At 68.5% G+C, this 19,177-nt stretch carries 18 protein-coding genes; 10 read left to right on the plus strand and 8 right to left on the minus strand.

Annotated elements, in window-relative coordinates:
- Positions 1-73: 73 nt before the first annotated feature.
- Entirely contained in the window at positions 74-1,081 is a 1,008-nt protein-coding gene (locus A8G18_RS05335) for a GlxA family transcriptional regulator (RefSeq protein ID WP_172506047.1), read from the minus strand.
- 229 nt (positions 1,082-1,310) lie between these two features.
- Entirely contained in the window at positions 1,311-1,829 is a 519-nt protein-coding gene (locus tag A8G18_RS05340; RefSeq protein ID WP_064063015.1) for a 2'-5' RNA ligase family protein, read from the minus strand.
- 37 nt (positions 1,830-1,866) lie between these two features.
- Here A8G18_RS05340 and A8G18_RS05345 point away from each other — a divergent pair, with 37 nt between their 5' ends.
- The 4 genes from A8G18_RS05345 to A8G18_RS05360 all read left to right on the plus strand — a co-directional run bounded on the left by A8G18_RS05345 (position 1,867) and on the right by A8G18_RS05360 (position 5,682).
- Entirely contained in the window at positions 1,867-2,934 is a 1,068-nt protein-coding gene (locus tag A8G18_RS05345; RefSeq protein ID WP_016934442.1) for an isocitrate/isopropylmalate dehydrogenase family protein, read from the plus strand.
- Positions 2,935-3,020: 86 nt separating this feature from the next.
- The gene (locus A8G18_RS05350; RefSeq protein ID WP_172506106.1) at positions 3,021-3,914 is read left to right on the plus strand and encodes an ABC transporter substrate-binding protein; all 894 of its coding nucleotides are present in this window, start codon (positions 3,021-3,023) and stop codon (positions 3,912-3,914) included.
- Positions 3,915-3,925: 11 nt separating this feature from the next.
- On the plus strand, positions 3,926-4,912 hold the full coding sequence (locus tag A8G18_RS05355) for an amino acid ABC transporter permease (RefSeq protein WP_064063016.1): 987 nt from the start codon (positions 3,926-3,928) through the stop codon (positions 4,910-4,912).
- Entirely contained in the window at positions 4,909-5,682 is a 774-nt protein-coding gene (locus tag A8G18_RS05360; RefSeq protein WP_064063017.1) for an amino acid ABC transporter ATP-binding protein, read from the plus strand. Before A8G18_RS05355 ends, A8G18_RS05360 begins: the two co-directional genes overlap by 4 nt.
- A gap of 39 nt (positions 5,683-5,721) precedes the next feature.
- On the opposite strand, the gene A8G18_RS05365 is transcribed toward A8G18_RS05360, so the two are convergent.
- Positions 5,722-6,630, minus strand: coding sequence for a class I SAM-dependent methyltransferase (locus tag A8G18_RS05365; RefSeq protein WP_064063018.1), 909 nt, complete (start codon positions 6,628-6,630; stop codon positions 5,722-5,724).
- A gap of 219 nt (positions 6,631-6,849) precedes the next feature.
- Here A8G18_RS05365 and rpsA point away from each other — a divergent pair, with 219 nt between their 5' ends.
- Entirely contained in the window at positions 6,850-8,310 is a 1,461-nt protein-coding gene (rpsA, locus tag A8G18_RS05370; RefSeq protein WP_016934980.1) for a 30S ribosomal protein S1, read from the plus strand.
- A gap of 191 nt (positions 8,311-8,501) precedes the next feature.
- On the opposite strand, the gene A8G18_RS05375 is transcribed toward rpsA, so the two are convergent.
- Positions 8,502-8,714, minus strand: coding sequence for a hypothetical protein (locus A8G18_RS05375; protein ID WP_016934979.1), 213 nt, complete (start codon positions 8,712-8,714; stop codon positions 8,502-8,504).
- A gap of 780 nt (positions 8,715-9,494) precedes the next feature.
- Here A8G18_RS05375 and coaE point away from each other — a divergent pair.
- The gene (gene coaE / locus A8G18_RS05380; protein WP_209446998.1) at positions 9,495-10,712 is read left to right on the plus strand and encodes a dephospho-CoA kinase; all 1,218 of its coding nucleotides are present in this window, start codon (positions 9,495-9,497) and stop codon (positions 10,710-10,712) included.
- Between the two features lie 96 nt (positions 10,713-10,808).
- Positions 10,809-11,951: an LLM class flavin-dependent oxidoreductase gene (locus A8G18_RS05385; RefSeq protein ID WP_064063020.1), complete on the plus strand. Its 1,143-nt coding sequence runs from the start codon at positions 10,809-10,811 to the stop codon at positions 11,949-11,951.
- A gap of 187 nt (positions 11,952-12,138) precedes the next feature.
- On the opposite strand, the gene A8G18_RS23180 is transcribed toward A8G18_RS05385, so the two are convergent.
- The 3 genes from A8G18_RS23180 to A8G18_RS05395 all read right to left on the minus strand — a co-directional run bounded on the left by A8G18_RS23180 (position 12,139) and on the right by A8G18_RS05395 (position 14,930).
- Positions 12,139-12,270, minus strand: a complete 132-nt coding sequence (locus A8G18_RS23180; protein WP_016935144.1) for a putative transporter small subunit — start codon at positions 12,268-12,270, stop codon at positions 12,139-12,141.
- Positions 12,267-13,967 (minus strand): sodium:solute symporter family protein, encoded by a 1,701-nt coding sequence (locus tag A8G18_RS05390; protein WP_064063045.1) that lies wholly within the window; start codon positions 13,965-13,967, stop codon positions 12,267-12,269. Before A8G18_RS05390 ends, A8G18_RS23180 begins: the two co-directional genes overlap by 4 nt.
- 444 nt (positions 13,968-14,411) lie before the next feature.
- Positions 14,412-14,930, minus strand: coding sequence for a ribonuclease FAU-1 family protein (locus tag A8G18_RS05395; RefSeq protein WP_064063046.1), 519 nt, complete (start codon positions 14,928-14,930; stop codon positions 14,412-14,414).
- 69 nt (positions 14,931-14,999) lie between these two features.
- On the opposite strand from A8G18_RS05395, the gene uvrB reads away from it, so the two are divergent.
- The 3 genes from uvrB (at position 15,000) to A8G18_RS05410 (ending at position 18,686) form a co-directional block, all read left to right on the plus strand.
- Positions 15,000-17,159, plus strand: a complete 2,160-nt coding sequence (gene uvrB, locus A8G18_RS05400; RefSeq protein ID WP_064063021.1) for an excinuclease ABC subunit UvrB — start codon at positions 15,000-15,002, stop codon at positions 17,157-17,159.
- Between the two features lie 45 nt (positions 17,160-17,204).
- Positions 17,205-18,077, plus strand: coding sequence for an SCO6745 family protein (locus A8G18_RS05405; protein ID WP_064063022.1), 873 nt, complete (start codon positions 17,205-17,207; stop codon positions 18,075-18,077).
- A 156-nt stretch (positions 18,078-18,233) separates the two neighbouring features.
- A complete protein-coding gene (locus A8G18_RS05410; RefSeq protein WP_064063023.1) occupies positions 18,234-18,686 on the plus strand; it encodes a universal stress protein in 453 nt (150 codons plus the stop codon).
- 4 nt (positions 18,687-18,690) lie between these two features.
- Here A8G18_RS05410 and A8G18_RS22315 read toward each other — a convergent pair.
- Positions 18,691-19,177: DUF732 domain-containing protein (locus tag A8G18_RS22315; protein WP_245207780.1), on the minus strand; the 487-nt coding region annotated here is incomplete at its 5' end.

Below are 19,177 nucleotides of genomic sequence, written 5' to 3' on the forward strand. Positions count from 1 at the left end.
TCTTCCTTCCGCCCACGCTACGTGACGGCACCGCGTCGGGGGACGCGTCGAGACGGGCGAACCGAGGGATGCGTCACACGCTCACCGGCTCGAGGGATCGGCGGAACGTACGGCGATAGGCCTGCGGCGTCGTCTGGCGCAACCGCAGGAAATGCCGACGCAACACCGCTGCGGTGCCGAACCCGACGCGGTCGGCCACCACGTCGACGGGCAGGTCGGTCTCCTCGAGAAGCCGCTGAGCGGCCAGGACCCGCTGGTCGCGGAGCCAGCGCGCGGGGGTGACCCCGACCTCGGCGACGAACCGCCGCGCGAACGTGCGCGCCGACATGTGCGCCTTCTGTGCCAACGCGGCCACCGGGAGTTCCCGGTCGAGGTGCTCGCTCATCCAGTCGAGCAGAGGCGCGAGCGACTCGTCCTTGCATTCGGGCAGCGGCATCGCGACGTACTGGGCCTGCCCACCGTCGCGATGCGGCGGCACGACCATGCGCCGGGCGATCGTGTTGGCGACCTGCGCCCCCTGCACGGTGCGCACGATGTGCAGGCACAGGTCGATGCCGGCCGCGGTGCCTGCGGCGGTGAGGACGGGATGGTCGTCGACGTAGAGCACGTCCCGGTCCACTTGCGCCGTCGGATACATCCGGGCGAGGCGATCGGCGTGCATCCAGTGGGTCGTGCAGCGGCGCCCGTCGAGCAGTCCCGCCGCGCCGAGGACGAACGCGCCGGTGCACATGCTCGCCACGCGCGCACCCCGGTCGACGGCGGCGCGCAGCTTCGCACACAGCGGTTCGAGGCGCTCTTCGTCGAGACCGATGCCTTCGCTGTCCACCGCGGGCAGCAGGATCAGGTCGGCGTCGTCGAGCAGATCGAGCATGTGGGGCACGTCGATGGTGTAGCCGAAGCGGGTGCGCACGGGCTCGGTGCTCGCGGCGACGAGGTGGAAGTCGTAGGTGGGCAGGCCGTCGTCGGAGCGGTCGAATCCGAACACCTCGCACGCCACGCCGAGCTCGAACGTCTCGACGTAGGGGAGGAGGGGAACGACCACCTTCTCGAGCCGGCCGCTGATTCGCGGTGTTCCGGACACGGCAACGAGTGTGACAGTGCGGTGGCAGAAAATCGAGGTTTCCTGACGATTCTGCCACTGTCGGGCCGGGTCCCGACGCAGCAGACTCGACGCATGATCCTGCTGGTCCTCGTACTCCTGGCGATCTTCCTCCTCCTCGACGTGCTCGCGCTCACCGAACGCACGCCCGACACCCATCGGGAAGTGACGCAGTTCGGCGACTATCGCTTCTGAACCATCTGCTCACCGCTCAGGTGAGCAACCATTCCCGCTTGGCGTCGCCGTCCCAGCGCCGCACTCCCGCGCTCGAACCGGTCGGTTGCCGTTCCGGGCTCTGCACCGCCACGATCGCCGTCCCGACCCGTGCGGCCGGCACTCTCCGCGCCAGGGTGACGTGCGGTGTCCACTCACCCGGACGGATGTGCGCCGGGATCCCCGGACACCCCGAGAGCGCCTCGAACACCCGCGCCTGGAGTTCGAGCAGTTCGATCGACGGCACGACCGCGCGGGCGAGCGTCGCGTACCGGCCGCCGAAGATCACCACACCACCGAGTCGGAGCGTGATCCGCCGGACCCTGATCGCGGCCCGCACCGCATCCTCGAGTTCGGGCGGCACGGCGTGGGCGACGAACAGCGTGACGTGCGGACGGTTGGATTCGGAACGGACGCGCGCCTGACTGTGCAGGCCCGCATCGAGCAGCCGGATCCACTCGTCGCGCACCGCCGCGTCGAGCGAGGTGTCGAGGAGGAGTTCCACCGACTGGACCACGGTAGGCAATGATGACGGGGTGACCGACGACACCGCAATGCTCCACCGCCACCGCATCGGACTTCTCGAGGGCGACGGCATAGGCCTCGAGATCGTGCCGGCGACCCGCACGGTCGTCGACACCGCCGTCGCGGCGGCCGGGGTCGCTATCGACTGGGTGCCGTTGCCGGTGGGTGCCACCGCGATCGACACCCACGGCAGTCCCCTGCCGCAGGTGACCCTCGACACCCTCGCCGAGCTCGACGCGTGGATCCTCGGCCCGCACGACAATGCCTCCTACCCACCCGAGTTCCGGGGTCAGCTCACCCCGGGCGGACGGATCCGCAAACACTTCGACCTGTACGCGAACATCCGGCCCGCCTCCGCGTTGCCCGGGGTGCCGTCGGTCTCGCCGAGGATGGATCTCGTCGTCGTCCGGGAGAACACCGAGGGCTTCTACGCCGACCGCAACATGGCCGTCGGCAGCGGCGAGTTCATGCCCACCCCCGACATCGCCCTCGCGGTCGGGGTGATCACGCGCGCTGCCTGTGAACGCATCGCGCACACCGCCTTCGACCTCGCGTCGCGTCGCCGCAAGCGCGTCACCATCGTGCACAAGGCGAACGTGCTCTCCCTCACGACCGGCCTGTTCCGGGACGTGTGCCAGGAGGTGGGGCGTCTCTACCCGAGCGTCACCGTCGACGACCAGCACGTCGACGCGATGGCCGCGCTGCTCGTGCGCCGCGGCGCGGAGTTCGACGTCATCGTGACGGAGAACATGTTCGGCGACATCCTGTCGGACCTCGCGGCCGAACTGTCCGGCTCGCTCGGCACCGCGGCGTCGATCAACGCATCGCGCACGAAGGCCATGGCGCAGGCCGCGCACGGCGCGGCACCGGACATCGCCGGGCAGGGCCGTGCCAATCCGATCGCGCTGATCCTGTCCGCCGCCATGCTTCTCGACCGTCTCGGTGCCCGAGCGGACATCGAGTTCTCCGCCGCCGCCCGCAACATCGAGGACGCGGTACGCGCGACGGTCGCGGCGGGTGTCGCCACCGCCGATCTCGGTGGCACCGCCTCGACGGACGAGTTCACCGCCGCCGTCGTCGCTCGCCTCGAGGCCTGAGCTTCGGTTTGCGTTCGCCCCCCTCCCGGGTTGGATACTGTTCGACTGTGAAACGAGCAGTGCACACCCGCCGCGCGACCTCGTGGGTGCGTGGTCGCGCCCGGACCCTGAGCAGGCTGGCGGGGGGAGTGGCGGTGCTCGCCCTCGCGACCGGGTGCGTGGTGAACACCGAATCGACCGTCCCGCCCGGCGACCGGATCGGCGTCGAGAAGGTCGACGCCATCGCGAGCCGACTGCCACCAGACGTCGCCGACGGCGGAACCCTCGAGGTCGGGGTGAACGTGCCCTACGCCCCCAACGAGTTCAAGGACGACGACGGAACCATCGTCGGTTTCGGCGTCGAGCTCGTCCAGGCCGTCGGCGACGTCCTCGGTCTCGAGGCGGTGTTCAACGAAGCGGACTTCGACCGGATCATCCCGGCCGTCCAGGCCGGCACGTTCGAGATGGGCTCGTCGTCGTTCACCGACACGAAGGAACGCGAGGAATCGGTCGACTTCGTCACCTACTACAGCGCCGGGGTGCGGTGGGCGCAGCGCACCGGCGAATCCGTCGACCCCGACGACGCGTGCGGACTGCGGGTGGCGGTGCAGACCACCACGATCGAGGACCTCGAAGAGGTCCCGGCCAAGAGCGAGGAGTGTGTCGCCCGCGGGCTGCCGCCCATCGACAAGGTCAAGTACGACAGCCAGGACGAGGCCGCCAACGCCCTGATCCTCGGCCGGGTGGACGCACTGTCCGCCGACTCGCCGGTCACGGCGTACGTCGTCTCCCGCAGCGAGGGACGGCTCGAACCGGCCGGTGAGGTCTTCGACGCCGCGCCCTACGGATTCGTCGTCGCCAAGGGCTCGCCGTTCGGTCCCGTACTGCAGCAGGCGGTGCAGTATCTCATCGACTCCGGTGCGTACGGCGAGATCACCGCGCGCTGGGGCATGGAGGACGGCGCGATCACCACGTCGCAGATCAACGGCGCGACGAGCTGAGAAAGGGAACCATGAGCGAGTCCACGTCCGCGAGAACCGCGGAACAGCGACCGGACGAACCGGAGCCGATACGCGCAGTACCCCTGCGTCATCCCGGACGATGGATCTCCGGCGCGATCGTCCTGATCGCACTCGGGTTGTTCGTCTGGGGAGCGGCCACCAACGAGGCCTACCGCTGGGACATCTACGCCCGGTACCTGTTCGATGCCCGTATCACCGCGGCCGCGTGGAAGACCGTGCAGCTGACGGTGCTGGCGATGCTCATCGCCGTGTTCCTCGGCGTGGTGCTCGCGGTGATGCGCCTGTCCCCGAATCCCGTCCTGCGTTCCGTCGCATGGCTGTACCTGTGGGTCTTCCGCGGAACCCCCGTGTACGTGCAACTCGTGCTGTGGGGGCTGTTCCCGTCGATCTACAAGCAGATCGACCTCGGAATCCCGTTCGTCCACCAGTTCGTCCACATCGACGTGCAGGGCCTGAACGCGGCGTTCCTGTTCGCCGTGATCGGCTTGGCGCTCAACGAAGCGGCGTACATGGCGGAGATCGTGCGCGCCGGCATCACTTCCGTGCCCGAAGGACAGCTCGAGGCGTCCACCGCGCTCGGCATGTCGTGGTCGCAGACGATCCGCCGCACCGTCCTCCCGCAGGCGATGCGGGTGATCATCCCGCCCACCGGCAACGAGCTGATCAGCATGCTCAAGACCACGTCGCTGGTCGCCGCCGTGCCGTACAGCCTCGAGCTGTACGGTCGCGCCCGCGACATCTCGGGCGCGAACTTCCAGCCGATCCCACTGCTGCTCGTCGCCGCGACCTGGTACCTGGCGATCACCAGCCTGCTCATGATCGGCCAGTACTACCTCGAACGGCACTACTCGAAGGGTCTGACCCGGCAGCTCACCGCCCGTCAGCTGCAGGCACTCGCCGACGCACAGAACGCACCGGTCACCGAGGCCGGCAAGCCGACGCCGAAGCCCGGCGCACCGGGGGAGGAACGCATATGACGTCCGTCGACACGCCGATGGTGCGGGCCGACCGGGTCTGCAAGAGCTTCGGCGCCGTGAAGGTGCTCAAGGGCATCTCGCTCGAGGTCGGACGCGGCCAGGTGACCTGTCTGATCGGCCCGTCCGGATCGGGCAAGTCGACCTTCCTCCGGTGCATCAACCACCTCGAACGCGTCGATGCCGGTCGCCTGTACGTCGACGGGGATCTCGTCGGTTATGCCGAGCGCGGCTCGAAACTGTACGAACTGCACCCGCGTGCCGCCGCGAAGCAGCGCCGCGACATCGGCATGGTGTTCCAGCATTTCAACCTGTTCCCGCACCGCACCGTGCTGGACAACGTCGTCGAGGCACCGATCCTCGTGAAGAGGATCAAGCGCGGCGAGGCGGTCGAGAAGGCCCGCGATCTGCTCGCCCGGGTGGGGCTGGCCGACAAGGTCGACGCCTATCCCGCGCAGCTCTCGGGCGGCCAGCAGCAGCGCGTGGCGATCGCCCGCGCGCTCGCCATGGATCCCAAGCTCATGCTCTTCGACGAGCCCACCTCGGCCCTCGACCCCGAACTCGTCGGCGAGGTACTCGCGGTGATGCGCGATCTCGCGGACGGCGGCATGACGATGGTCGTCGTCACGCACGAGATGGGCTTCGCGCGGGAGGTCGCAGATCAACTGGTCTTCATGGACGGCGGTGTCGTGGTCGAGGCCGGCGATCCCCGCAAGATCCTGGCCGACCCGAAGGAGAGCCGTACTCGGGAGTTCCTGTCCCGGCTGCTGTGAACGCCGGACCCTGAACCCGGCGGGGGTCGGGAGCCGGGATCAGGCGGGTTTGCGGCTGCAGAAGATGGCGGTGCCCGGGAAGATCGATCCGCGCAGCGGGCTCCACTGCCCCCACTCGCGATCGAGATGCTCGGGCCACTCGGGTTCGACGATGTCGTAGACCTCGAGCCCGGCGGCGACGAGTTCGCGCACCCGGTCGCCCACCGTGCGGTGGTGCTCGGCGTAGGTCGCGCGACCCGTCGGGTCGACCTCCACGTAAGGGGTCCGGTCGAAATAGGGGAACATCGCGACGAGGCCCTGTTCGCCGGGGTCGTCGGGGAAGATCCACCGCATCGGGTGGTTCACGGAGAACACCCATCGTCCGCCGGGGCGCAGCACCCGCGCGACCTCGCGCATCACCCGGGCGGAATCGGCGACGAAGGGCACCCCGCCGAAGGCCGAACACACGATGTCGAAGCTCGCATCGGCGAACGGCAGGTTCTCGGCGCCGGCCTGTACGAGCGGAACCGCCCGGCCGGAGGCGGCCGTCGCCGTGCGTCCGCGCTGCAGCATCCCCATGGAGATGTCCAGTCCGACCGCGCGGGCGCCCTGTCCCGCCAGCCAGCGGGCGCACGGGGCCGAACCGCATCCGAGTTCGAGGACGTCGCGTCCGGAGACCGGGCCGAGCAACTGCACATCGGCCTCGTGCAGACCCTCCGGGCACCACACGAACTCGCCGTCGGCCGAATCCGCGCCGAGGAAATCGCCGTGGGTGCGGTGGTAGTCCTCGGCGTCGGCGTCCCACCACACCCGGTTCGCGCGCTCGCTCTCGAGGGAGCCGAGGCGGGTGCGGGTGGGCCGGGTCTCGCCGAGGACGGTCTGCGCGTTCGCGTGCCGCGCGGTCTCGTCGTCGGTCCCGTCCGAGTCGCCGGACGAGTCTGGAGAAAGGGGGTTCACGGAGCCCGACATGTGCGTGAGCCTAACGGGTCGGCAGGACGGGCCACGATATCGGTTTGCCCGGGTCCCCTCGAGGCGCGTAGCCTGGTGATCGCGAGTGTCCGCAGTTCGGCTCCACGGCCGAGCGGGGAACTCGCCGTGACTCACACATCGCCGTATCGCAGTGGGTGTTTCACGTGCCCGACCGAATTTCACCAACCGACTATCAACCCGTCCGGAGCAACTCAACACATGGCCTCCACCACCGTCACCTCGCCGCAGGTAGCCGTCAACGACATCGGCTCTGCCGAGGATTTCCTCGCCGCCATCGATGCCACGATCAAGTACTTCAACGATGGCGACATCGTCGAGGGCACCATCGTCAAGGTCGATCGCGACGAGGTGCTGCTCGACATCGGTTACAAGACCGAAGGCGTCATCCCGTCCCGCGAGCTCTCCATCAAGCACGATGTCGACCCCAACGAGGTCGTGTCGGTGGGCGATGAGGTCGAGGCACTTGTTCTCACCAAGGAGGACAAGGAAGGCCGTCTGATCCTGTCCAAGAAGCGTGCGCAGTACGAGCGCGCCTGGGGCACGATCGAGGAGCTCAAGGAGAAGGACGAGGCCGTCAAGGGCACCGTCATCGAGGTCGTCAAGGGCGGCCTGATCCTCGACATCGGCCTGCGCGGCTTCCTGCCCGCCTCGCTCGTCGAGATGCGTCGCGTCCGCGACCTCCAGCCGTACGTCGGCAAGGAGATCGAGGCCAAGATCATCGAGCTCGACAAGAACCGCAACAACGTGGTCCTGTCGCGCCGCGCATGGCTCGAGCAGACCCAGTCCGAGGTCCGCAGCGAGTTCCTGCACCAGCTCCAGAAGGGCCAGGTCCGCAAGGGCGTCGTGTCCTCCATCGTCAACTTCGGCGCCTTCGTCGATCTCGGCGGTGTCGACGGCCTCGTGCACGTCTCCGAGCTGTCCTGGAAGCACATCGACCACCCGTCCGAGGTCGTCGAGGTCGGCACCGAGGTCACCGTCGAGGTTCTCGACGTCGATCTCGATCGCGAGCGCGTCTCCCTGTCGCTCAAGGCCACGCAGGAAGATCCGTGGCGTCAGTTCGCCCGCACCCATGCGATCGGTCAGATCGTGCCGGGCAAGGTCACCAAGCTCGTTCCGTTCGGCGCGTTCGTCCGCGTCGAGGAGGGCATCGAGGGCCTCGTCCACATCTCCGAGCTGGCCGAGCGCCACGTCGAGGTCCCGGACCAGGTCGTCGCGGTCGGCGACGACGCGATGGTCAAGGTCATCGACATCGACCTCGAGCGTCGTCGTATCTCGCTGTCGCTGAAGCAGGCGAACGAGGACTACACCGCCGAGTTCGACCCGTCGAAGTACGGCATGGCCGACAGCTACGACGAGCAGGGCAACTACATCTTCCCCGAAGGCTTCGATCCCGAGACCAACGAATGGCTCGAGGGCTACGAGAAGCAGCGTGAGGAGTGGGAGTCCCGCTACGCGGAGGCCGAGCGTCGCCACAAGATGCACACCGCTCAGATCGAGAAGATGGCTGCCGACGAGGCTGCCGAAGCTGCGGCCGGCGTGTCCGGTGGCAACTACTCGTCCGAGTCGGGTGCCGAGGCTGCTCCGGAGACCACCGGCGGATCGCTCGCGAGCGACGCCCAGCTCGCCGCTCTGCGCGAGAAGCTGTCGGGCAACGCCTGACATATCGTTCCCACGGACGGCCCCGCACCTTTCGGTGCGGGGCCGTCCGCGTTCCGGGGAAGCGCTTCCTCCCGCCTCGCGCTCGTTTCGGAGCAACGGCTCCGGGACCACGACGAGACCGGCCCCTTCCGAAACGGAAAGGGCCGGTCTTCGTATGTCGTCGGCAGCAGGTGCTCAGCTCGGGGGCGAGTTCACCCCACGGCGGGAGTGGCCCACTGTGCGGGCAGGGCCGTCGCGCGCTTGCGCATCGCGGCGTGGCTGTGGCGCGCGTTCGTCAGCAGCGCGGTGAACCAGTTCCGCCGGTGCTCGGCGAGGGCGGCAGCGACCTCGGGGATGAGGATGCAGTGAACCCCGTTTTCCATGCCGAGGCGATGCCGACCTGTGGTGGAGGTGGAGGATCGCATGGCCTGCCTTCTCGAATGCTCCGGACGAGCCGGGAGGGACGCTTCGCACCGACGATATCGGACAGTCCCGCAAATTCTGCGCATTTACCCCAGGTCGGAGGGGGTGTGTCCGGTCGTCGAGCGGTGTTGCGACCGCCCCGTGACCCCACCGTGATCGGGGTGTGATCCCGGGAGCCCGGGCACCGTGGTCCTCGCCGCCTACGCCCACTCGATCCCCACCTGCGCCGGATCTCGGCGGATGCTCGGACGGGAATCCGAACCCGCCCGGTCACGCCCCGGGGATCCCCTACGGCGCACCTCATGTCGACATGCACTTCTCCACGACGGGCGCCGACCACGGAGTCGGCCCGGCCGCAACGGATTCCGTGGAGCGCGCGGCGCGACTTCCCGGTCCGCACTCCGTTCCGGAGGGTTGCATTCCGTCTCCGGGTTCGCCGCTCGAGAACACCGCCCCGGTCGTGGGGATGCACTGAGCGGACGCGGAGGACCACGTGATTCCCGGATCGTTCGAATTCACCGAGGTGCTGTCGACGGCTCGTGGGACGGGGAGTTCATCGTCATCGAGCCGATGATGACCCGAGAATCGCCGGCGGCGAAGCCGTCCCTGCGGGAGGTCGTGGCGCAGCCCGCGTCCGGCCGGCCCCTACCCGACGCTGTACACCGTCGTCTTCGACGAGGAGACGGACGAATATGTCGTCTCGCCGTCGGGGCCGACGATGCGCGAAGCGTCGCAGGGACCGCGAAGATGCCTCGACGGCGTGGTGATGCGAGACTGGCAGCGTGCTGCGAATGGGGTTGACCGGAGGTATCGGCGCGGGCAAGTCGACCGTCGCCAAGGAGCTCGTCGAACTCGGGGCGGTGATCGTCGACTCCGATGTCGTCGCCCGGGAGATCGTCGCTCCGGGCTCCGACGGCCTCGCCGAACTCGTCGACGCCTTCGGCGAGGACATCCTGCACGCCGACGGCACGCTCGACCGCCCCGCGCTCGCGGCGAAGGCGTTCGCGAGCGACGACGCGCGCGCCGTCCTCAACGCCATCACCCATCCGCGGGTCGGCCGCCGCACCGCCGAACTGGTCGCATCCGCGCCCGGCGACGCGGTGGTGGTGCAGGACATCCCGCTGCTCGTCGAAGGTGGCATGGCGCCGGCCTTCCATCTCGTCGCCGTGGTGCACGCCGACGAGTCCGAGCGGGTCCGCCGCCTCGTCGAGCTGCGGGGTATGCCCGAGGCCGACGCCCGGGCGCGCATCGCGGCGCAGGCGACGGAGGAGCAGCGGCGTGAGGTCGCCGACGTCTGGCTCGACAACACCGGCGATCAGCAGGTGCTGGTCGAGCAGGTCCGCAGACTGTGGAACGAGCGCCTGATGCCCTTCGAGGAGAATCTGCGCACCGGTGTCGTGGTGGAGGCGGAACCGGTGCTCGTGCACGCCCGCGAGGAGTGGCATCGTCAGGCCCAGCGGCTCATCGCCCGGCTTGCCCTCGCCGCCGGGGGCGCAGCGAAGCGCATCGACCACATCGGGTCCACCGCCGTGCCCGGTCTGGCCGCTGTCGACGTCCTCGACCTGCAGATCACCGTCGGTGATCTCGCGGCGGCCGACGCGCTCGCCCCCGCACTCGCTGCCGCGGGTTTCCCGCGCATCGACGACGTGGTCACCGACGAACCGAAGCCGTCCTACGGTGCCGGGGGCGAGACCGACCCGGCCGTGTGGGAGATGCGGTTGCACGGCAGCGCCGATCCCGGCCGTCCCGCGCGGGTGGCTGTCCGCGTGGACGGCTGGCCCGCCCAGCAGTTCGCGTTGCTGCTGCGCGACTGGCTGTCCGCGGTCGACACCGCGAAGCGCGAGTACGCAGATCTCAAGGCCGACGCCGCGGCCGACGCGGCGCAGCGGTCCGACCCCGCCGAGGCGGCCGCCGCCTATGCGGCGCTCAAGGCGCCGTGGTTCGACCATGCGCACCATCGCGCATGGGAGTGGGCCGCGAACACCGGTTGGTCGGCCTAGAGGCGTCCGGATCCCGGTGGATTCCCATCCGGGAATGTTCCGGACGCCCCGTCCGTTAGAGTAGTTGACAGTTCAACTATTAACGGAGGTTCCATCGTGCAGTTCGGCATCTTCACCATCGGCGACGTGACGCGCGACCCCACGACGGGCCGGGTCCCCACCGAACACGAGCGCATCCTTGCGATGACGAAGATCGCACTGAAGGCCGAGGAGGTGGGGCTCGACGTCTTCGCGTCCGGCGAGCACCACAATCCGCCCTTCGTCCCGTCCTCGCCGACGACGATGCTCGGCTGGATCGCTGCGAGGACCGAGAAGCTCATCCTGTCGACCGCGACCACGCTCATCACCACCAACGACCCGGTGAAGATCGCCGAGGACTTCGCGATGCTGCAGCATCTCTCCGGTGGCCGCGTCGACCTCATGATGGGGCGCGGCAACACCGGGCCCGTCTACCCGTGGTTCGGCAAGGACATCCGACAGGGCATTCCCCTCGCCATCGAGAACTACCACCTGCTGCGACGGCTCTGGCGCGAACGCGTCGTCGACTGGGAAGGCAAGTTCCGCACGCCGCTGCACGGCTACACCTCCACCCCGTGGCCGCTCGACGACACCCCGCCCTTCGTCTGGCACGGCTCCATCCGTTCGCCCGAGATCGCCGAACAGGCCGCCTTCTACGGCGACGGCTTCTTCCACAACAACATCTTCTGGAACAAGGAACACATCGAGCAGATGATCACCCTCTACCGCCGGCGGTTCGAGCAGTACGGACACGGCACCGCCGACCAGGCGATCGTCGGGCTCGGCGGCCAGGCGTTCATGGCCGGGACCGAGGCCGAGGCGAAGCGGATCTTCCGTCCCTACTTCGACAATGCTCCCGTCTACGGCCACGGCCCGTCGCTCGAGGACTTCTCGACGATGACACCACTGACCGTCGGCACACCCGAGCAGGTCGTCGAACGTACGCTCGGCTTCGCGGACTATGCGGGCGACTACCAGCGTCAGCTGTTCCTCATGGACCACGCCGGCCTGCCGCTCGACGTCGTGCTCGAACAGATCGAGATCCTGGGGCGAGAGGTCGTGCCGGTGCTGCGAACGGAATTCGAACGCCGCCGCCCCGCCCACGTGCCGTCCGACCCGCCCACGCACAGCACTCTCGCCGCGCAGGGCGCCGACTCGGCGCACCGGCACGTGATCCCGGCCCGCGTGGACCTCGTGCCGGAGGAGGCCGACGCCCGCTGACCCGCCACCGAGGACTTCGGCGCGGGGAAGGCCTCCGCCGCGTCGACGAGCCGGATCGGCAGGGCGGCGCGAGAACTCGCCGAACAGATCGCCCGTGGTGCCGGACGGGCACCGGCATCCCGGACGCCGCGCCCGCCGGGCTGCCACGTTCCTCCAAGGATCACCTGGCGTTCCCCGAATCGAGGGGTCAGATCAGATCCTTGCCGTCCCGTCGCGCTTGCAGCCACTCCTCGAAGAACCCGCGGCACAGCACCGCCAGGACACCGGCGACCAGCACGGGCCAGATCAGGACGTAGATCGTCAGCGTGAGCATGTTCATCGGTTCTCCTTCTCCGGACTGGTTGCTGCAGGATCGTTCCCGGCCGTCGCGGTGTCCTCCTCCACGTCGAAGTCACCGACGCGCTGCGCGATGACCTCGAAATCGAAGTTCTCCTCGGAGTTCACGGACATCGCCCAGCACACCACCGTGCTGACCGCGTACGCGACGAGCGATGCGCTGAGCACCGCGTACTCGTGGACCGCGCCGAGCGCGAAGGGTGCGGCCGCCACTGCGGCGACGGTGCCGACGATGCGCGCGACCCGAATTCCGAAGAAGCCGAACGCCATCAGGCCCGCGATCACGCCGACGCCGATCACCGAGGCGATGTCCACCGCCCAGGCGATCACTCCGTCCATCGGGAACCATCCGAACCGCACCGGCAGGAACGCTGCGAGGGCGACGAGCACCGACGTCGTGAACGCCTTGTTGGTGACCTTGTCCCAGTAGAAGCTCGCGATGACGGGGAAGACCAGTGCGCCCCACAGTGCCCCGACGAAGACCAGCAGGTCGAGGATGCTCAGCCGCATGCTCGCGAAGGCGACGGCGGCGGCGGTCGCGACGATCATCGTGGCGCGCCCGACGAAGAGCATGCGCTTGGGATCGGCGTTGCGGGTGCCCCCGGCGATGTTCTGACCGTAGATGTCCGCCATCACGATCGACGACAGGGCCGACAGGTCGGAATCGGCGGTGGACGACAGCGCGCCGATGATCATGACGAAGAACACGACGACCAGTGCCGTGGGCAGGAACGACGCCACCATCTGCGGCACGATGTTGTTGACGTCGCCGTCCATCGGGTCGATGCCCAGATACAGCGCGAGCACACCGAACATGCCGACCCCGATGACGGTCGCCCCGTAACCGATCGTCGCGGTGACGAAGGTCGGTTTGATGAGATCCTCCCGCACCGCGAACAGCCGCTGCGCGATCGTCTGGTTTCCGATGGCATACGCGAGCACGGCCGCGATGTACGGCGCGCCCTGGTTCAGGAACGCCTCGCTCGAGAAGAAATCTCCCTGCTGGTCGCTGAGATTGCCGGCACCGCTGTCGAAGGCGCCGGGAAAGCCCGTGAGGAAGAAGACCGCCGGGATGATGACGACGACGGCACCGAGCATCGCCACGACCTGCACGAAATCGGTGAGGACGGACGCGCGGAAGCCGGACCACAGGGTGTAGAGCAGCACCCCGACGGCGATGAACACCACGCCCTGAACGAAATCGAACGGGGAGAGCAGCGAGATGAGCACGCCCCCCGCGATAAAGTTGGACATCAGGCTGATCAGGCTGCCGACGAGATTCGAGCCGGCGAGCATGAGCTGGCTCGACCGGCCGTGCCGGGCGAACATGACTTCCGCCAGAGTGTGGGCTTTCGGTGCGACCGCGCGGATCCGCTTGCCGAAGGGGTAGATGAACAGGATCATCAGTGCACCCCACAGCCCGTAGTGGATGGGGCCGGAGACGCCGTAGGTGTATCCGGAGGTCGCGGAGGCGTACAGCGAGGACGCCCAGATCCAGGTGGCGGTCATGCTGGCCGCCGACACCCCGAAACCGACCTTGTTGCCGGCGGTCATGTAACCGTCTGCGTTCTCGTCCTTCTTCCCGATCCGGGCGGAGATGAGAAGCGTTCCGCCATAGAAGAATACGAGCAGGGTAACGATCGTCGCGGCGCTGAAATGAACGAGCTCGGTGCCGTCCACTGCGACCTCCTTCGTCTTCGCGTCGTGTCCACGGCGATCGGAGCGCAGCGCGGATCCACGGGGCGCGTTGCACGCGTCCGTTCGCGGTTCCGCTTCGGCGTCTGTCCGATTCACCCCCGGACGGTGGGCATGCGTCGAACACCCGATCGGGCGTGGCATACCGCTCCAGCAGGGCACACCCGGATCCGGGCGTGTGCCGACGAAGAGGCGGCGGCGTTCTCGGTGGCGCCCGTGAACTGCGCGGGCGCGCGCCGCCGGCGCGAGGGGTTACCTCGGTCGGGCGATGTGCACGCGGAGAGGCGATCCGGGCCGGCCCGATGGTCGCCTTCTCGGTGCACTGCTTCGCCGGCCGAGGCAGATTATCATGTCCTTTGCGACAGTAACTTTTTCGCTCCCGTGCCCTGTGTTTCTGTGCAGGTGGCACCCACGTCGACGGCGTGAGCGTCAGCGCCAGGAGACGGGCGCGCCCCGCTCCCGGAGCCATGCGTCGAGATCGTGACCGTGCGCGGCGATGCCGTCCACCGCCCGCAGCGCCGTCTCGATCGCGATCTCGGCCGCCCCGGCATCGATCAGACCGGCGGTGACCGCGACGACCAGTTCGTCGATGTCCTCGACGGTGGTGTCGCGACCGGTGCGGACGATCAGGTCGAGATAGTGGTCGTGGGAGTGCCAGACGTCACCGTCGCGCCGGAACTCGCCGACGTCGACGTACCGGTCCTGATCGCGTTCGTTGCCCGGTGTGAAATGGAAGATCGAAGCCCGTAGCCGCAACTCCGGAAGCAGCCACGACTCGAGATAGTGGAACTGCGGGTGATCGGACGGTCGCGCCATGTACAGGCCCCACGCCTCGACGCGGTACTCGTCGACGGCGCGCACGAAACCCTTCGGGTCGATGTTGGTCTTCGCGGCGACGTCGAACGTCTCGGTCTTCACGGGATGCGGGGTCGCGGACACGGGATGCAGGCTAGCGGCCGGACCGTCCCGCACGTAGGAGCACGGTGCGTGTCGGTGGGAGCGCTTACTCTGGTTTCCATGGCGTTCGCAAGTGAACATCCCGTCGTCGCCCACTCCGAGTTCCGGCCGGTGGGTGAGATCGAACGCACCGAGGCCCGCTTCGAAGTCGTCAGCGAATACGAGCCGGCGGGTGACCAGCCCGCCGCCATCGACGAGCTCGAGCGGCGGCTGAGGGCGGGGGAGAAGGATGTCGTCCTGCTCGGTGCCACCGGTACCGGCAAATCCGCCACCACCGCGTGGCTCATCGAGCGCGTCCAGCGACCCACCCTCGTGATGGCGCCCAACAAGACCCTCGCCGCGCAGCTCGCCAACGAGCTGCGAGACATGTTGCCCAACAACTCGGTCGAGTACTTCGTCTCGTACTACGACTACTACCAGCCCGAGGCGTACATCGCGCAGACCGACACCTACATCGAGAAGGACTCGTCGATCAACGACGACGTGGAGCGGCTGCGGCACTCGGCCACCTCGTCGCTGCTGTCGCGTCGCGACGTCGTGGTGGTCGCGTCCGTCTCGTGCATCTACGGTCTCGGTACCCCGCAGTCCTATCTCGACCGGTCCATCCAGCTCGAAGTGGGTGTGGAGGTGCCGCGCGACGCGCTGCTGCGCCTGCTCGTCGATGTCCAGTACGCCCGCAACGACATGGCGTTCACCCGCGGATCGTTCCGCGTCAAGGGCGACACCGTCGACATCATCCCCGCCTACGAGGAACTCGCCGTGCGGATCGAGTTCTTCGGCGACGAGATCGACGCGCTGTACTACCTGCACCCGCTCACCGGCGATGTCGTGCGCAAGGTCGACTCCCTGCGCATCTTCCCCGCCACCCACTACGTCGCCGGTCCCGAACGCATGGAACGCGCCGTCGCGAGCATCGAGGCCGAACTCGAGGAGCGCCTCGCCGATCTGGAGAACCGCGGCAAGCTGCTCGAGGCGCAGCGTCTGCGCATGCGCACCCAGTACGACATCGAGATGATCCGGCAGGTCGGCTTCTGCTCCGGCATCGAGAACTATTCCCGTCACATCGACGGTCGCCCCGCCGGGTCCGCTCCCGCGACCCTCATCGACTACTTCCCGGAGGACTTCCTCCTGGTCATCGACGAGTCGCACGTCACGGTGCCGCAGATCGGCGCGATGTACGAGGGTGACATGTCGCGCAAGCGCAACCTCGTCGACTTCGGCTTCCGCCTGCCCTCGGCGGTCGACAACCGGCCCCTGACCTGGGAGGAGTTCGCCGCCCGCATCGGGCAGACGGTCTACCTGTCGGCCACCCCCGGCCCCTACGAGCTCGGGCAGACCGGCGGCGAGTTCGTCGAGCAGGTCATCCGTCCCACCGGTCTCGTCGACCCGGAGGTGGTCGTCAAGCCCACCAAGGGCCAGATCGACGATCTCGTGCACGAGATCCGCGAGCGCGCCGACCGCGACGAGCGCGTCCTCGTCACCACACTCACCAAGAAGATGGCCGAGGACCTCACCGATTACCTGCTCGAACTCGGCATCCGGGTGCGCTATCTGCACTCCGACATCGACACTCTGCGGCGTGTCGAACTACTGCGGCAGCTGCGCCTCGGCGAATACGACGTCCTCGTCGGCATCAACCTGCTCCGTGAGGGCCTCGATCTTCCCGAGGTGTCCCTGGTGGCGATCCTCGACGCCGACAAGGAAGGCTTCCTGCGGTCGACGACCTCGCTGATCCAGACCATCGGCCGCGCTGCGCGCAACGTCTCGGGCGAGGTCCACATGTACGCCGACAAGATCACCGACTCCATGGCCCGGGCCATCGAGGAAACCGAGCGGCGCCGCGAGAAGCAGGTCGCCTACAACACCGAACACGGTCTGGATCCGAAGCCGCTGCGCAAGAAGATCGCCGACATCCTCGATCAGGTCTACCAGGAGGCCGAGGACACCGAGATCGTCGAGGTGGGCGGTTCCGGACGCAACGCCTCGCGCGGCCGGCGCGCGCAGGGCGAGTCCGGGCGCGCGGTCAGCTCCGGTGTCGTGGAAGGTCGCGACACCTCGACGATGCCGCGGGCCGAGCTCGCCGATCTCGTGCAGCAGCTCACCGATCAGATGATGCAGGCCGCACGCGACCTGCAGTTCGAGCTGGCGGCGCGACTGCGCGACGAGATCTCCGACCTGAAGAAGGAACTGCGCGGCATGGACGCCGCGGGGCTGAAGTAGCCGCCCTGCCCGGTCGGCGCCGGAGACTCGGTAGGGTCCTTTCCCATGGATCCCTCCTCGGCCGGGCGTACGGCCCGCGCGCTCGAACTGCTGCATTCGGTCGTCTACTTCGCGCCGGACACCGCGAGTGAACTCGCCGCGCTGGGCGTCGACGGGCCGGCCGCACACTATTTCGGTGGGCGCTCGGCAGCCATGGGTGCCGTGGGCCCCGGCCTCGTGACGGCGACGTTCTACAGTTTCTCGCCCCGTCTGGTGGCCTCGGCCGTCCCGGCGGTGTGGCAGAGCGCCGAGCCTGCCGCGATCCTTGCGGCGCGGTTGCGCGGGCTGGACGCTCTCTACCGGCGGGTCCTCGGGCAGGACGTGCTCGATTCCGCGGAGATGAACGAGGCCACGGATCTCGCCGTCACCGCGGCGCGGGCGATCCCGGGCCCCGACGGGCGACCGCTCTACGCCGCCCACGCCGACCTGCCCTGGCCCGAGGAAGCGCATCTCCGGTTGTGGCACGCGCTGACATTGCTGCGCGAGTACCGCGGCGACGGGCACATCGCGGCGCTGCAGACGGCGGGGCTGTCGGGGATCGAATCGCTGGTCACCCACACGGCGACCGGCATCGGATTCGCCGTCGATCCCGCCCGGAAGCTTCGGGGATGGTCGCGGGACGAGTGGGCGGACGCCGAGAAGGGATTGCGCGGACGCGGCCTGCTGGACAAGCGCGGAGAACTCACCGGTGAAGGGTTCGAGGTCCGCGAGCTCGTCGAGGACCTGACCGACGACCTGGCGGCCGCGCCCTGGGGCGCGCTCGGCGAGGACGGCGTGGAGCGTCTGCTCGACCTCGCGTTGCCGTGGCGCGATGCCTTCGTCGATGCCGAGGTGTTCCCCGCCGGCCTCTTCGGCCCGCGTTACGGTGACGCACGGTAACATCAAACCGGATTGTGGGATGAGACCCAAACGTCCCACCCGAGCCGCCCATCCCGCTACTGTCGACGCAGCGTATGGCGGGGGAGCGTGCGTGTCCTCCGTCGACGACGGCATCGGCGGCACACGTCGATGAACCACACACTCGATGGAGGATGAATGAGCGCCTACCGGACCATAGTCGTCGGAACCGACGGTTCCGAATCGTCGTATCGGGCCGTGGAGAAGGCAGCCGCTCTGGCCGGCGACGCCGGCGCCCAACTGGTGATCGCCTGCGCCTACTACCCGGCCGACCCCAAGGACACCGCGCAGGCCGCCGATGCGCTGCGCGACGAGGCGTACCAGATCACCGGTTCGGCCCCGACCTACGAGATCCTGCGCACCGCACGGGAGAAGGCGACCGTCGCGGGCGCCCGCAAGATCACCGAGCGCCCCATCGTCGGTGCTCCCGTCGAGTCGCTCCTCACACTCGTCGAAGAGGTCGACGCCGATCTCATCGTCATCGGCAACCGCGGTCTCAACACGCTGACCGGCCGCCTGCTCGGTTCCGTCCCCTCGGACGTCGCCCGCAAGGCCCTGTGCGACGTGCTGGTGGTGCACACCGTCCGCTGACGGATCAGCAGTACTCCTCGCGGGTGACCTCGAGGTAGCGCACGGCAGCGGTGTCCGCCGACATCCGCGAGTGTGTGGCCCCCGCGGCGTAGGCGGCGATCGGCCGAAGCGTGGCGAGGACGTCATGCTCCGGCACTCCCGCACTCAGCTGGTCGCACACCCCTCGCACCACCGCCAGGACGGTGTCGTCCCCGACGTCGGCGACCAGACCGGACGCCTCCAGCATCTCCTTCACCCGCAGGAACCGCGCGTCGGGCGGCATCGTGGAGGGTGAGGGCGCGGTCGACGTCGTGGAGGGGGCGGCCTGCGCCTCGTCCGGGGCCGGCGCCACCGACCCGCAGGCGGCGGAGACGAGGAACCCGCTCAGCGCCGCGACCGCCGCGCACCCCGCTCGACGTACCCGATGGTGCGCTGCCCGATAGGTCACTTGTTCGTTCCCTCCGCGGATGATCCGTCCCGTGTCCCTGCCCGGAAGGACGGTACCGTCCTTC

The organism is Rhodococcus gordoniae (genome assembly GCF_001646655.1).
GTDB classification, from domain to species: domain Bacteria; phylum Actinomycetota; class Actinomycetes; order Mycobacteriales; family Mycobacteriaceae; genus Rhodococcus; species Rhodococcus gordoniae.